Source organism: Vibrio sp. OPT41 (genome assembly GCF_015163595.1).
Taxonomy (GTDB): domain Bacteria; phylum Pseudomonadota; class Gammaproteobacteria; order Enterobacterales; family Vibrionaceae; genus Vibrio; species Vibrio alginolyticus.
The window spans coordinates 320,701-335,020 of sequence record NZ_JADDYH010000036.1 but is presented as its reverse complement, the minus strand read 5'-3'; the positions used below and the strand labels follow the sequence as shown (position 1 = coordinate 335,020).

Sequence of the window (14,320 nt, the reverse complement as noted above, 5' to 3'; positions counted from 1 at the left end):
CAGACATGGCGACAGAGCTAGTGGCTGCGCGGCAGTTGGTGCGCTATGCCGCCAGTAAACTCGACCGAAATGACCCTGATGCTACGGCTTATTGCGCGATGGCAAAACGGTTCGCAACCGATGTAGGTTTTCAGGTTTGCGACCAAGCGCTGCAGCTTTATGGCGGCTATGGTTACATCAAAGAGTATCCAATGGAGCGTCATTTCAGAGATGTGCGTGTGCATCAAATTTTGGAGGGAACGAACGAAATTATGCGCTTGATCATCGCGCGCCGTTTGCTCTCTGAGGAGTCGGCCTTGCTGTAGCGAAGTATTGGATTTGCTCATTGAGAAAGGATTCAGATATGCCATTAACCCAAGAAGCCATTCAACATACGATCACTAATCACGTTGCGGTGGTGACGATGAACAACCCGCCAGCCAATACGTGGACAGCAGAGAGCCTCAAGGTACTGAAGTCGCTGATACTCACACTTAACAATGATAAGCAGGTCTACGCACTGGTTTTAACCGGCAGTGGAGAAAAGTTTTTCTCTGCTGGTGCAGATCTCAAGCTATTTTCTGACGGTGACAAAGCGGTTGCGTTAGACATGGCGCGATGCTTTGGTGAAGCCTTTGAAATGCTCTCGGAATTCCGTGGTGTTTCCATTGCCGCTATTAATGGTTACGCCATGGGTGGAGGTTTAGAAGTGGCATTAGCTTGTGATATTCGAGTCGTTGAAGAGCAAGCGGTACTTGCTTTACCTGAAGCCAAAGTCGGACTTTTGCCCTGCGCTGGCGGTACCCAAAACCTCACAGCGTTAGTAGGGGAAGGCTGGGCAAAGCGTATCATTTTATGTGGAGAGCAAGTCAGCGCTGACAAAGCAAAAGAACTAGGCCTAGTTGAGGAGTTGGTTCCCAAAGGTGAAGCTTTAAGTAAAGCGCTGGAACTTGCTGAATCTGTTGCGAACCAGTCACCATCTTCTGTCGCCGCATGTAAGGCGCTCATTCAAAATATGCGCTCTGCGCCACTTAAGCACGGCTTAATGAAAGAGCGAGAGTTGTTTCTGAATCTTTTTGATACGGAAGATCAAGTTGAGGGTGTTCGCGCCTTTTTAGAAAAACGCCCACCGCAATGGAAAAACCGATAGGAGGCCACATGGCAGGGATGGTAACCATTAGTGAAATAGAGTGCTTAGATGGCGTGCACCGCATTGGTATCGCAACGTTAGACAACACCGCTTCATTGAATGCATTGACGTATGACATGTTAGTCCAACTTAACGATCAGCTTATCAAGTGGCAAGACGATCCGCATGTGACTTGTGTGGTACTTACTGGCGCTGGAGAAAAAGCATTCTGTGCTGGTGGCGATGTTCGAGCTATGTATCACGTCATGCATAACGAGAGTAAAGAAAAAATCGTAGAGTTCTGTACGAACTATTTCTCGTTGGAGTATGAGTGTGACTATCTCATCCACACTTACAACAAACCCATTATCGGTTGGGGAGAAGGTATTGTCCTGGGCGGTGGGATGGGGCTTTTTATGGGAACCAGCCATAAAGTTGTGACAACAACATCACGCCTTGCTATGCCAGAAATCAATATTGGACTGTATCCCGATGTGGGAGGTACGTGGTTTTTAAGCCAGATAGATCCGCAAGTGGGTTTATTCCTCGGATTGACAGGTTCCATGGTGAATTCAAGTGACGCTGTCACTATTGGTTTGGCCGATTGGTCACTGTTGGAAGAGCAGTATCCCACCTTACTGGATGAGCTAAAGCGGCTCCAGTGGGGCAAAGAAGATGCGAAAGAGTTGGTAACTGCACTACTACAGTTAATGGAAGAACAAGTTATTGATAGCAAACCAACCACGCAAATTTGTCCATACTTAGATCAGATAGAGGAAGCGTGCAAAGGCTTTGATCTTAATGCGATAGCACAGCGAATCATGGCTATCGAAGGGAATAGCCAGTGGATAGAAAACGCGAAACAAACGTTCGCATCGGGCAGTGCGATCACCGCGCATATTTGCTTTAGACAAGTGAAAGAGTACCACAGCTTACCGCTTGCAGATTGTTTCCGTTTAGAGTTGAGTTTGTCGGTTCGCAGTGCCTTATTAGGTGAGTTTAAAGAGGGCGTCCGTTCTCGGCTTATTGACCGGGATGGCGAACCTAACTGGATGTTTAACAGTGTCAGTGAAGTCGATGAAGATGTCATCGATACCTTGTTTACCTCACTTTGGCCGGATGACGAACATCCGCTTGCTGATTTGGGTGAACAAACACTAGGTCAATAAGGAGAATGATCATGAGTACCATCGCATTTATCGGTTTAGGAAGAATGGGGCATCCGATGGCGCAAAACATACTCGCGTCTGGATTTAACGTGCAAGTATTCGATGTCGATAGCGAAGCCGCAAAGCAACTAGTACCTTTTGGTGCGGTGGTGGCGAGCTCTATTGAGGAAGTCGTGGATGGTGCTAGCACAGTCATCACGATGCTACCAGCAGGGTCTCACGTTCGTTCCGTGTATCTTGGTGACTTACATGGTGGCGTAGGTGTCCTCAATCTTGTCTCGCCAAGTACCTTGATGATTGATTGTTCAACCATTGATCCGGACTCTGCGCGATTAGTCGCCAATGAAGCGGCAAATAAACGCGTGTTGTTTGTCGACGCGCCCGTTTCGGGGGGCGTTGCTGGCGCTAAAGCGGCGACATTAACCTTTATTGTTGGTGGTTCGGATCAAGCGTTTTCTAAAGCCAATGCCATTTTGCAGTATATGGGAAAAAATGTTTTCCATGCTGGCAAAGCAGGCGATGGTCAAATGGCGAAAATCTGTAACAACCTTATGCTCGGCATTTTAATGTCTGGTACGTGCGAGGCATTAAACCTAGGTATCGATCATGGACTCGATCCAAAAGTGCTATCAAACATCATGCTGCAAAGCTCTGGCCGAAATTGGGCATTGGAGCTTTACAATCCTTGCCCAGGCGTGATGGACAGTGCGCCAGCCAGTCACGATTACCAACCGGGCTTTATGAGCAAACTCATGCTGAAAGATCTCGGCTTGGGGTTAGATGCGGCGTTACAAACACATTCTTCGGTTCCGATGGGGTCGTTAGCGCGCAACTTATATTCTTTCCACAACGCGAGCGGCCACGGCGAACTCGATTTCTCAAGCTTATTTGAGTTATACAAGAGTAAGAAAGGCTAGACCGAGTTTTGTGACAAACCAGCCCGAGATGGTGACGTAAAACGCGCATCATTTCGGCCAACTTAGACTGGTTGAGATAGAGAACATTACGAGCTATGGAGTGCACCAATATGGACATAAAAAGTAGTGTTATTGCCATTACAGGAGCAGGGCAGGGGCTTGGGCAAATGATGGCCATTACCCTTGCTCAAGCTGGCGCTGATTTAGCGTTGTTGGATGTAAACGCCAGTGGCTTAATGGAAACACAAGAGCAGTGTCGAATGCTGAGTGCGAAAGCGTTGACATATCAAGTGGATGTCACCAACGAAATCGACGTTGAAACCACGTTTGAAGCGATTATCCAAGATTTTGGTCAACTCAATGGGTTAGTCAATAACGCTGGCGTATTAAGAGATGGGTTACTTGTAAAAGCAAAAGATGGCGTGATCAGTAAGATGTCTTTGGATCAATTCAATTTGGTCATGAACGTTAACGTGACAGGAACATTTTTGTGTGGGCGTGAAGCTGCCGTCAAGATGATTGAGAGTGGCTCCCAAGGCGTTATCATCAATATTTCTAGTGTTGCGAGAGCAGGGAATATCGGACAAACCAATTATTCTGCGTCAAAAGCGGCGGTCGCGACCATGGCGACAACATGGGCTCGTGAGCTCGCAAGATACGGTATTCGCGCGGCGGCGGTTGCACCAGGTGTAGTTCATACCGCGATGGCAGAGCAAATGAAACCAGAAGCCATAGAGCGATTAGAAAAGATGATCCCAGTTGGCAGGATGGGCGAAACAAGCGAAATCGCGCATGCAGTAAAATACATTATTGAGAGTGATTACTTTACTGGCAGAGTTTTAGAAGTGGATGGAGGCATTCGTATGTAAGTGACCACTGAAATAAGGCTCTGATAGGCCTGAATAATAAGTCTCTTTCCATTTCAACATTTTCTATGTTGTGGAGTGCTCATTCTGCGCAACCCAAATGTATTTACAACTTATGTTTGGATTTACCTTGAGAATGATTTCTCACAATCCAATAAAGAGATGTAAATACCACTCAAATATTAAGTGAAATCATTAATTTGACGCTGATCACACTTTTTGTTTTTTAGTTTCCGCTTCTAATTAAGGCTATCTGCGTAAATGAAGTTGATAGTCAGTCTCATTAATTTTAAGTTTCAACTGTTTGTTTTTAAATAATTAATTGTTGAAGCACGAGAAATTCGTGTTGAGGTTAATATTCGATTTAAAGTGTGTAACTTCCATTAATGGAAGGTTAGTTTCCAGTTGTGGCTAATGAGCTTTAACTTTTTACTCCTCATAATGCGCCAAATGTAACATAGTGTTTCAAAGTGTAACAATAAACTCACACTAAGAGTGTGGTTTTGATCTCCACTCAATTCCGTTTTGTTTCGCTCTGAGCCCGACGTTACTCATGCTCAACACATAAACATTCTAATGACTATAACAACTGGTTCTTGGCTTGATACCAATCGTATCGTAGCAAATAACGGTTCATTCTAGCTGGTTAAATGCTTGATGACGAAGTTGAAAAATTGTAAGTAGAATAACTACTTAGCGAAGTTTCTTCTTGTTCTCATACATTACCTCTGCGCAATTTGTGAGCTCTTATTTACTTTGATTGGCATCTGCTTTGAAACCAGACAACCATCGAGAAAGTTAATGGAAGCCTCAAGATATAAACGCATCTTGTCGAGGGGAAGTTTGGCGTCCGTCATACTTATGCTCTCAGGATGTAATTCAGCTTTACTTGACCCCAAAGGTGCCATTGGTGTGCAAGAAAAAGAGTTAATTATTACTGCTCTTTTGCTGATGTTGATCGTTGTAATCCCTGTGATTTTAATGACGATTTACTTCGCTTACCGATACCGCGCCTCTAACACTGAAGAAGAGTACGCACCCGAGTGGTCACACTCGACCAAAATCGAAGTGGTGGTATGGACAATTCCAATCATCATCATTGCGATTCTTGCGACGATCACATGGCGTTCGACTCATGAACTAGAGCCCTCCAAACCATTGGAAAGTGATGTTAAACCAATGACCATCGAAGTGGTGTCACTCGATTGGAAATGGTTGTTCATCTATCCAGAGGAAAACATTGCGACGGTGAACTATGTGGCGTTCCCGAAAGACGTGCCAGTGCAGTTCAAACTGACTTCGGACAACATCATGAACGCGTTTTTCATCCCTCGCTTAGGTACACAGATCTACGCGATGCCAGGAATGGTAACCAAGCTCAACCTGATAGCGAACCACGAAGGTGACTACAAGGGTTTTGCATCGAACTACAGCGGCGAAGGCTTTTCGCAAATGAAGTTCACAGCTTCAGCAATGTCTGATCGTGCTGCGTTCCTAAATTGGGTGCAGAAAGTGAAGGCGAGCCCTGATCGTATTGAAGATTGGGAGCAATACAGCTCACTGGCAGCGCCAAGTATCGCAGAGCCAGTCACTTTGTTCTCTAGCGTTCCTCCGTTCTTGTTCACCGACGTTGTGACTCAGCATCCTGGTTCAATGAACTGTTTGCCTGAAAACCAAGGATAATCGTAATGTTTGGAAGATTAACTCTTGATTCAGTTCCATTCCACGAACCTATTATCGTCATCACCTTAGCGGTTGTGGCGCTGGTTGGTTTAGCCGTAGTTTACGCGGTAACTAAAGCCGGAAAGTGGCAATATTTGTGGAATGAATGGTTTACTTCAGTAGACCATAAAAAACTTGGCTTCATGTACATCGCAGTAGCGATGGTGATGCTTGTTCGTGGTTTTGCTGACGCAGTCATGATGCGTAGTCAGCAACTCCTTTCTTCTGCGGGTGAAGCAGGTTATTTGCCACCGCATCACTACGATCAAATTTTTACTGCCCACGGCGTGATCATGATCTTTTTTGTAGCGATGCCATTGGTCATTGGTTTGATGAACATCATCGTGCCATTGCAGATTGGTGCACGTGACGTAGCTTTCCCGTATCTGAATAACTTGAGCTTCTGGCTGTTTGTTGTTGGTGTCATCCTAACAAACATGTCTCTCGGCTTAGGTGAATTTGGTCGTACAGGTTGGCTAGCGTATCCGCCGCTTTCAGGTATTGAGGCAAGCCCAGGAGTCGGGGTCGACTATTGGATTTGGGCGCTGCAGATATCAGGTGTTGGTACGACGTTAACAGGCGTGAACTTCTTCGCGACCATTTTGCGTATGCGTACACCGTCTATGCCAATGATGAAGATGCCAGTTTTCACTTGGGCGTCTCTGTGTGCAAACATTTTGATCATCATTTCATTCCCAATCCTAACGGTGACTATCGCTCTGCTTACGCTGGATAGATACCTAGGCATGCACTTCTTTACCAATGATCTTGGCGGCAACGTAATGATGTACGTCAACCTGATTTGGGCTTGGGGTCACCCAGAAGTGTACATCTTGATCTTGCCAATTTTTGGTGTGTTCTCAGAAGTCACCGCAACCTTTTCACGTAAAAAGTTGTTCGGTTACACATCGCTAGTTTGGGCTACCGTAGTTATCACGATTCTTGCGTTTGTCGTTTGGCTACACCACTTCTTTACGATGGGATCTGGCGCGAACGTAAATGCCTTCTTCGGTATTGCCACGATGATCATTTCTATCCCAACTGGGGTGAAGATCTTCAACTGGCTATTCACCATGTACAAAGGCCGCATCCGCTTTACGACGCCAATGATGTGGACGGTGGGCTTCCTTATCACCTTTACTGTTGGTGGTATGACGGGCGTACTAATGGCGGTTCCGGGTGCGGACTTTGTTCTGCACAACTCTGTGTTCCTGATTGCGCACTTCCATAACGTAATCATTGGTGGTGTGGTGTTTGGATGTTTCGCTGCGATCACTTACTGGTTCCCGAAAGCGACCGGTTTCACCATGAATGAAACTTGGGGCAAACGCGCGTTCTATCTTTGGATTATTGGTTTCTTAATGGCGTTCTTACCGCTTTACGCGCTGGGCTTCATGGGGATGACTCGTCGTTTAAGCCAAGACATCAACCCAGAATACTTCCCACTGTTGTCGATTGCCGCAGCAGGTACGGTTGTGATTGCGCTGGGCGTATTGTCTCAGTTCATCCAAATTTACGTGAGTATCCGTGACCGCGAGCAAAACCGTGATCTAACTGGTGACCCGTGGGGTGGTCGTACTCTTGAGTGGGCAACATCGTCTCCACCGCCGTTCTACAACTTTGCGCACCTACCAAAAGGTGATGTGCTAGATGCCTTCTGGTACCAGAAACAAAGTGGCGAGTTCGATCCAACTAAAGAAGTGGAATACGAACGTATTCATATGCCAAAAAACACTGCAACAGGCATCTACGTGTCGGCTTGGTCGCTCCTATTTGGCTTCGGCATGATTTGGTACATCTGGTGGCTAGCGGCGGCAAGTTTGGTCGGTATTATCGTGACGTGTATTCAGCATAGCTATAACGATGATGTGGATTACTACGTGGAAGTTGAAGAGATCAAAGCAATTGAGGCCGAACGTCGAGCTCAGCTTGAAGAAGCGAAGAAAAACTCAGTGAAAGACAGCGAAAGTAAAGATGATCTGGAGGTGACGTATGCAAACTAATATCGCAGCACATCACGACCATGATCACCACCATGACACGAATGGCAACAAGCTATTTGGCTTCTGGGTTTACCTGATGAGTGACTGTGTATTGTTTGCGACCTTGTTCGCGACTTACGCTGTGCTGTCGAGCAATTCAATTGCGGGCCCAACAGGTAAAGACATTTTCGAACTCCCATTCGTGTTTGTCGAAACCATGTTGCTGCTGTTTAGCAGTATCACATTTGGTTTTGGCATTATCGCGATGAAGCGCAACAACGTTGCTGGTCTCAAACGCTGGATGTTAGTCACGTTCGCGCTTGGTCTTGGCTTTATCTGTATGGAGGTCTATGAGTTCCATCACCTGATTGAAGAAGGCTATGGGCCACAAACAAGTGCATTCCTATCGGCATTCTTTACGTTGGTTGGTACGCACGGCCTGCACGTAACCTTTGGTCTGATTTGGTTAGCGGTAGCGTATCATCAACTGTCGACGAAAGGTCTGAACGACAATATGGCAATGCGCTTTAACTGCTTAAGCCTATTCTGGCACTTTCTAGATATCGTTTGGATTTGTGTCTTTACTATCGTTTACTTACTGGGGGTAATGTAATGGATCAACATGTAGAAACCAGTGCGTCAGATTACGTGAAAGGCTTTATTGCCTCACTGATTCTGACGGTAATTCCGTTCTACTTTGTTTGGACGAAATCATTACCAGATACAACGACCTATGCGATTCTATTTGGATGTGCATTAGTGCAGATATTTGTTCACTTTAAATACTTCTTGCACATGGAAACAAAAACATCCGACGGACGTTGGAACCTTGTATCACTGATGTTTACCGCCATTGTTGTACTTATCCTTATCGCTGGCTCGGTATGGATCATCTACAACATGAACGTCAACATGAAGTTGTAGGTCAAGGTATGCTGAAAAGTTATTTGTCTATCACTAAACCGGGCATTATTTTCGGCAACCTGATTTCTGTTGCGGCGGGGTTCTTCCTCGCCGCAAAAACAGAACCAGCCAGTCTAATGTTGTTCGTTACGACGTTAGTTGGTGTTGGGTTAGTCATCGCTTCAGGTTGTGTGGTGAATAATATTTTCGATCGTGATATCGACCAAAAGATGGCACGTACACGAAATCGTGAAACAGTGAAAGGCAACATCAATATCGATATTGCGTTTGTTTATGCACTTGCTTTATTGCTGGTAGGAACCGCACTGTTATTTATCCGAGTGAACCCACTATCCGCTGTCGTCGTGTTGCTTGGCTACGTGTATTACGTGTTCTTTTACACGATGTGGTATAAACGTAACTCGGTGTATGGGACCTTAGTGGGAAGTATCTCAGGTGCAGTTCCGCCATTGGTGGGTTACTTAGCGGTAACAAACTTCATTAGCTTGGAAGCGATTTTACTCTTTACCATGTTCTGTCTCTGGCAAATGCCGCACTCGTATGCCATTGCCATGTTTCGCATGCAAGACTACCGAGAAGCTGGGATTCCCGTATTGCCAGTTAAAGAAGGTATTCATAAAGCGCATCGACACATGAAAGCGTATGTCGTGGCGTTTGGAGCAGTATCGTTGGGGTTATTTTTACTAGGTGAAGCCGGGTATGAATACTTAGCGGTTGCAGCGGTTGTTTGCTTTATGTGGACGAAAGTGACCTTTCGCAGCATTGATGACAACAACTACATCGCTTGGTCAAAGTCGGTGTTTAAAGTCTCACTGCTAGTGGTGATGGGGATCAGTGGTGTGCTTGGTGTCGAGTTGATTCCTCTAGCTCTGTAACAACCAAACCTAAGCGTTTGCTAAACGCCAATATCTTTTGCTGCTGAATGCATGAATGGCCTTACCTGGAAGTAAGGTCATTTAACTTTCTATTGTCCTTTATTTTCACTGTTTTTCCTGTTCCTCCTCTAGCTTCACTATCACGTATTCATATCTAAAAGCAAAAACAACCAGTGTGTAAAACATAGTGGATCGCGCGTTTCCGCTGACGCGTAATAATGCCAAGAGATAGCGACGATTAAGCCAAAAAGTATAAACAGCGCAATAACTCTACTTACCATATGAGAATTCAATATCGATAGTTTGTAATGTAAACATTGGGGGGAGTGCTAGTTCCCATGGCAGCATACAAACTAACAATGTGAATGTTTGAGTTGAATCACCAGCTAGCGAAATACAAAAGCTTTACGACTGAAAGTGGGTGACGAAGCATCTTAACTCCAGTGAAATGAACACGATTAAGAATCATCCTTTTACATAATCTAAAAACTCACTAAACCTTAACCCAGATTAAAGTTTTGTCGTCTCCGAGGCATTAAGGTGCGCCTGTAGTTTGCAGGTCTCAAGGATTCAGAGAAGGAACAGCCATACATCGTGTATCGCTGTTCCTTTTTCGTTCTTGTTTACTTGCGAAAAGATAAAACATAAAGACAACTTTAAGAGGACTGGTTTTGAGCATTTTGTTTTCCGAAGCCCGCATTGGCAACATGACCCTAAAGAACCGTTTTGTGCGAAGCGCAACGTGGGAGAACATGGCGACCGAAGATGGTCACATGACGGCAAAGCTTTACGATATTTACGAAACGCTTGCGAAAGGGGAAGTTGGGCTTATTGTTACGGGTTATGCCAATATCGTTGAAGAAGAGAAACCCAACGCAGGTATGATGGGGATCTACAACGACTCTTTTATTGAAGAATACAAAAAGCTAACAGAGCTAGTACATCAACAAGATTCTAAAATCGTGATGCAAATTGCTTACGGTGGCACCAAAACCACCCATAACGTCGGTGAGCGTGTCATCTTCGCTCCGAGTGACGTGCCTGAGCGTGGTACAAATACGCAAGGCAAAGCGATGACAAAGGACGAAATAGACTACATCGTAAAGGCATTCGCATTGGCGAGTAAACGTGCTCAAGACGCTGGTTTTGACGGAGTAGAGATTCATGCGGCGCACACTTATTTAATTAACCAGTTTTTAAGCCCGTACTATAATCGTCGCGAAGACGAATATGGTGGTGACTTAGAAAATCGCATGCGCTTTCTTTTAGAAATTTATTCTGAAACCAGAAAGCTGGTTGGAAGCGAATTTCCCATCCTCGTTAAACTGACGGCAACAGAGTTCTTTGACGGCGGTTTAACGTTCGATGAAACTCGCGTCGTCTGTAAGAAACTTGAAGAAATAGGCGTTGATGCGATCATCGTATCTGGCAATGTTCACGGCAAAGCAAACGAACTTGTTGGTCAAACGTTCGATGGTTACACACTACAAGAAGAAGGTTACTTTCACGAATATGGTCACGTGATCAGTCAGGACGTTAGTATACCGGTGATTACTGTCGGCGGGCTGAGCGACATTGATGCGATTGAGAAAATTGCAGAAAACACAGATATCCAATTTTTTGCTGTGTCACGCCCTTTATTGGCTGAGCCACAGTTGATCAAACGTTGGAAAGAAGGCAATCGCGCACCAGTAGATTGTGAGCGTTGCTCAAAGTGTCGTACCAAGCGTGGTAACTTTTGCGTGGTGTATAAGAACCGAAATCGTCGCAAAAAATAGAACGAAGCGAATACACAAATACAAATTAGCCTCCACTCTGAATATGGAGGCTTTTAATTATCCGCATGTTAATCGAACCATTATTTATCTTCTTTTTGATAGTTTAAATAATGCACACAAAGATCGTGAAATGCTTTAGCTTGAGGCGAGATCGTGCGATCGGTTAACGTAAATATACCAATTTGCCTTTCAAGTGGTGGATCGATAAGCGGGATCCAAACCAAGCGTGTTTCATTGGTTGGGAAAGCAAGCTTCGGTAGGGTCGTGACACCAATCCCAAGTTCTAAGACAGAAAACAGCGAAGTAATATTTTCGACCGAATAGAGCGCTTGCTGACTCAGAGCTCTTGCTGGGGTTGGATCGAGAAGTGTACAAGTGCCGTTACGGATAAAGGGTTGTTCCAACAAAGTTTGCCACTCGATTCCTTCTGGATGACTCGCAATAGGGTTGTCCTTTAAACACACCACGCCTATTGGATCGGCTAACAGCGGCGTAAAGTCAATGCCCCCCTCATCGAGGTGAGAGGGGTTACCGAGCGCTAAGTCGACCTCACCGGAGAGTAGGCGAGCCTCGACGCCAGCGGCATTATCGTCTATCAAGCTTACTTCTACATTTGGATACTGTTCGCAAAAGGCGCCCAACACGCTAGGAATGAGCTTCGCTGCAACAGAAGGAACGCTCGCAATTCGCACTCTCCCTTGCTGTCCGGCAGCGGCTGCTTTGAGATCGTTGTCTAGTGCACTGTAGATATTGAGAAACTGAACCACTTTGGGAAGACAAATTTCACCAAACGGGGTCAATTTGGTTTTGTTTCCGGGTTCAAACAGCGTTTGCCCTAGAATTTTTTCAAGCTCTTTTATCGATGTTGACAGTGCCGCCTGAGAACGATTTGCACGATGTGAAGCGGCTCGAAAGCCTCCTTCCTCGACTACCATCACAAAATGCATTAATTGTTGAAGCTTAATACTCATCCCTAATGCCTCTTAATCCCTTTATTTACGTTATTTTAAACAGAGTGATAAGTTTAATTTATCAAATGTCAAAAATTTACCGTTAGATTTATCGCTTGTCAATGTGCATCATTTAACCATATTGAAACAAAGCTGTTACAAAGGTTGAAAGGCACGTGAATACTCCTACTAAAAAACACCCAGTTAAAACCAGTCTATTTGCTTCTAAAGCGCCGCTTGAATGGGCGATAGTCAACAACGGAACCCTGTATACGGCTCAAATTCCTATTGATGACACAGGCGCGGTTGTGGAAGGCGGTATCGAAGCACAAACACGTCAAACCTTTAACAATCTCATTCACACCCTGGAGTGTGCAGGGGAGTCTTCGGACTCGGTGTTGCAGGTCCTGATTTATGTGACTGACAGAGAATACTTAAAGACCGTTAACCAAGTGTACGCGGAATATTTTGAAGCGCCGTACCCAAATCGCGCCGCCATGGTGGTTGCAGGGTTAGCGCGAGAAGAGATGTTGGTGGAGTTTGTTGTCTACGCGTCGGCAAGCAAACCAGAATAAATCCAATAAGAACAATTAGAGATCAGTGAGTGGGTGGCTTGCCATCACAAATCGGAAGAACAAGGAAAGAACCATGACTTTTATTAACAATGTTCAAGCAGAAAAATCCCTCTACATAGCAGGTGAATGGCAATCGGGCATGGACACCATCGCCAATATTAACCCTTCTGATATCAGCGAAAACATTGGCGATTTCGCACAAGCGAGTGTGTCGCAAGTAGAGCAAGCGATTCAAGCGGCTAAATCAGCGCAGTCAGAGTGGGAAAAAACACCAATCGAGCGCAAACAAGCAGTGTTGCAAGCGATTGGTGATGAGCTCATTGCACGATGTGACGAATTGGGTACCTTGCTTTCGCGTGAAGAAGGTAAGCCATTTGCTGAAGGTCGAGGTGAGATTTACCGTGCTGGCCAATTCTTCCAATACTTTGCTGCTGAGGTACTGCGTCAAATTGGCGATAACGCTGCTTCCGTCCGTCCAGGTGTCTCCGTTGAAGTTACTCGCGAAGCCGTCGGCGTTATCGCCATTATCTCTCCTTGGAACTTCCCAACAGCAACAGCGGCTTGGAAAATCGCGCCAGCACTTGCGTTTGGCAACAGTGTCGTCTGGAAGCCTGCCAACCTAACTCCAGCGAGTGCCGTTGCACTGACTGAGATTGTCCATCGCCAAGGTTTACCTGCTGGCACGTTTAACCTCGTTTTGGGTAGCGGTTCGCAAGTTGGTAATACCCTTATCAATTCGAAAGATGTGAACGGCGTGAGCTTCACTGGTTCTGTGGACACAGGCCGTAAAGTAGCGGCGGCAACGGCACCAAACTTTGTGCGTTGTCAGCTAGAGATGGGCAGCAAAAACGCGCTCGTAGTGGCCGATGATGCAGACATTCAAATTGCCGTTGAAGCCACAATCGCAGGCTCATTCTCGGGTGCAGGTCAAAAATGTACCGCGTCTTCTCGTCTTGTGGTTATGGACGGAATTCACGACGCGTATGTTGAAGCGCTAATCCAACGCATGAGCGAATTAAAAGTGGGTCACGCACTGGAAGAGGGCGTATTCATGGGTCCTGTTGTTGATGGTAACCAGCTGAATGCGAACTTTGAGTGGATTGAAAACGCACGCCAAGCAGGCGCGGAGCTGGCTTTCGGTGGTGAGCGTCTGAGCCTAGAGCATGACGGTTACTATATGTCACCAACCCTGTTCTTGAACACACAAAACAGCTGGGAAGTGAACCAAGAAGAAGTCTTTGCACCAATGGCAAGCGTGATTCGCGTTTCTGATCTGGATGAGGCAATTGCAGTCGCGAACGATACGCGCTTTGGCCTGACAGGCGGCATTATCACGCAAAGTCTGCGCAATAGCGCGATCTTCAAACAGCAAGTCCAAACGGGCTGCGTCATGGTTAACTTGCCAACTGCGGGTACAGATTATCACGTCCCATTTGGTGGCCGTAAAGAATCTA

At 45.8% G+C, this 14,320-nt stretch carries 14 protein-coding genes; 13 read left to right on the top strand and 1 reads right to left on the bottom strand.

Annotation, left to right across the window (positions count from 1 at the left end):
• From IQP38_RS26480 to IQP38_RS15755, 11 genes are all read left to right on the top strand, one after another.
• A partial coding sequence (locus tag IQP38_RS26480; protein ID WP_265575753.1) for an acyl-CoA dehydrogenase family protein occupies nucleotides 1–305 on the top strand: 305 nt, incomplete at its 5' end.
• A 38-nt stretch (nucleotides 306–343) separates the two neighbouring features.
• The gene (locus IQP38_RS15800; RefSeq protein ID WP_053349982.1) at nucleotides 344–1,129 is read left to right on the top strand and encodes an enoyl-CoA hydratase; all 786 of its coding nucleotides are present in this window, start codon (nucleotides 344–346) and stop codon (nucleotides 1,127–1,129) included.
• An 8-nt stretch (nucleotides 1,130–1,137) separates the two neighbouring features.
• Nucleotides 1,138–2,277 (top strand): enoyl-CoA hydratase/isomerase family protein, encoded by a 1,140-nt coding sequence (locus IQP38_RS15795; protein WP_193837736.1) that lies wholly within the window; start codon nucleotides 1,138–1,140, stop codon nucleotides 2,275–2,277.
• 11 nt (nucleotides 2,278–2,288) lie between these two features.
• Nucleotides 2,289–3,194 (top strand): 3-hydroxyisobutyrate dehydrogenase, encoded by a 906-nt coding sequence (gene mmsB, locus IQP38_RS15790; RefSeq protein ID WP_193837735.1) that lies wholly within the window; start codon nucleotides 2,289–2,291, stop codon nucleotides 3,192–3,194.
• Nucleotides 3,195–3,304: 110 nt separating this feature from the next.
• Nucleotides 3,305–4,063, top strand: a complete 759-nt coding sequence (locus IQP38_RS15785; RefSeq protein WP_005375778.1) for an SDR family oxidoreductase — start codon at nucleotides 3,305–3,307, stop codon at nucleotides 4,061–4,063.
• A gap of 798 nt (nucleotides 4,064–4,861) precedes the next feature.
• Nucleotides 4,862–5,743 carry a ubiquinol oxidase subunit II gene (gene cyoA, locus IQP38_RS15780; RefSeq protein ID WP_005388604.1) on the top strand — a complete coding sequence of 294 codons (882 nt, stop codon included), beginning with the start codon at nucleotides 4,862–4,864 and terminating at the stop codon, nucleotides 5,741–5,743.
• Between the two features lie 5 nt (nucleotides 5,744–5,748).
• Nucleotides 5,749–7,785 (top strand): cytochrome o ubiquinol oxidase subunit I, encoded by a 2,037-nt coding sequence (gene cyoB / locus IQP38_RS15775; protein WP_005375781.1) that lies wholly within the window; start codon nucleotides 5,749–5,751, stop codon nucleotides 7,783–7,785.
• On the top strand, nucleotides 7,775–8,377 hold the full coding sequence (cyoC, locus tag IQP38_RS15770) for a cytochrome o ubiquinol oxidase subunit III (RefSeq protein WP_005375782.1): 603 nt from the start codon (nucleotides 7,775–7,777) through the stop codon (nucleotides 8,375–8,377). Before cyoB ends, cyoC begins: the two co-directional genes overlap by 11 nt.
• On the top strand, nucleotides 8,377–8,688 hold the full coding sequence (gene cyoD / locus IQP38_RS15765) for a cytochrome o ubiquinol oxidase subunit IV (RefSeq protein ID WP_012842490.1): 312 nt from the start codon (nucleotides 8,377–8,379) through the stop codon (nucleotides 8,686–8,688). The genes cyoC and cyoD overlap by 1 nt, the downstream gene beginning before the upstream one ends.
• Nucleotides 8,649–9,563, top strand: coding sequence for a heme o synthase (gene cyoE, locus IQP38_RS15760; protein WP_017634257.1), 915 nt, complete (start codon nucleotides 8,649–8,651; stop codon nucleotides 9,561–9,563). The genes cyoD and cyoE overlap by 40 nt, the downstream gene beginning before the upstream one ends.
• A gap of 671 nt (nucleotides 9,564–10,234) precedes the next feature.
• Complete coding sequence (locus IQP38_RS15755; RefSeq protein WP_017821199.1) at nucleotides 10,235–11,341, top strand: NADH:flavin oxidoreductase; 1,107 nt, start codon at nucleotides 10,235–10,237, stop codon at nucleotides 11,339–11,341.
• An 80-nt stretch (nucleotides 11,342–11,421) separates the two neighbouring features.
• Here the strand turns inward: IQP38_RS15755 and IQP38_RS15750 are convergent, their stop codons facing one another.
• Complete coding sequence (locus IQP38_RS15750; protein ID WP_005375788.1) at nucleotides 11,422–12,312, bottom strand: LysR family transcriptional regulator; 891 nt, start codon at nucleotides 12,310–12,312, stop codon at nucleotides 11,422–11,424.
• A 155-nt stretch (nucleotides 12,313–12,467) separates the two neighbouring features.
• On the opposite strand from IQP38_RS15750, the gene IQP38_RS15745 reads away from it, so the two are divergent.
• A complete protein-coding gene (locus IQP38_RS15745) occupies nucleotides 12,468–12,866 on the top strand; it encodes a RidA family protein (protein WP_193837734.1) in 399 nt (132 codons plus the stop codon).
• Between the two features lie 73 nt (nucleotides 12,867–12,939).
• The coding region (locus tag IQP38_RS15740; RefSeq protein WP_228010081.1) for an aldehyde dehydrogenase family protein at nucleotides 12,940–14,320 on the top strand (1,381 nt) is incomplete at its 3' end.

Excerpts from the sequence above, each read along its gene's own strand:
- cyoD (WP_012842490.1), top strand. The coding sequence starts at position 8,377 with ATGGATCAACATGTAGAAACCAGTGCGTCAGATTACGTGAAAGGCTTT.
- cyoC (WP_005375782.1), top strand. The coding sequence starts at position 7,775 with ATGCAAACTAATATCGCAGCACATCACGACCATGATCACCACCATGAC.
- mmsB (WP_193837735.1), top strand. The coding sequence starts at position 2,289 with ATGAGTACCATCGCATTTATCGGTTTAGGAAGAATGGGGCATCCGATG.
- IQP38_RS15750 (WP_005375788.1), bottom strand. The coding sequence starts at position 12,312 with ATGAGTATTAAGCTTCAACAATTAATGCATTTTGTGATGGTAGTCGAG.
- IQP38_RS15785 (WP_005375778.1), top strand. The coding sequence starts at position 3,305 with ATGGACATAAAAAGTAGTGTTATTGCCATTACAGGAGCAGGGCAGGGG.
- cyoE (WP_017634257.1), top strand. The coding sequence starts at position 8,649 with ATGGATCATCTACAACATGAACGTCAACATGAAGTTGTAGGTCAAGGT.
- cyoA (WP_005388604.1), top strand. The coding sequence starts at position 4,862 with ATGGAAGCCTCAAGATATAAACGCATCTTGTCGAGGGGAAGTTTGGCG.
- cyoB (WP_005375781.1), top strand. The coding sequence starts at position 5,749 with ATGTTTGGAAGATTAACTCTTGATTCAGTTCCATTCCACGAACCTATT.
- IQP38_RS15795 (WP_193837736.1), top strand. The coding sequence starts at position 1,138 with ATGGCAGGGATGGTAACCATTAGTGAAATAGAGTGCTTAGATGGCGTG.
- IQP38_RS15800 (WP_053349982.1), top strand. The coding sequence starts at position 344 with ATGCCATTAACCCAAGAAGCCATTCAACATACGATCACTAATCACGTT.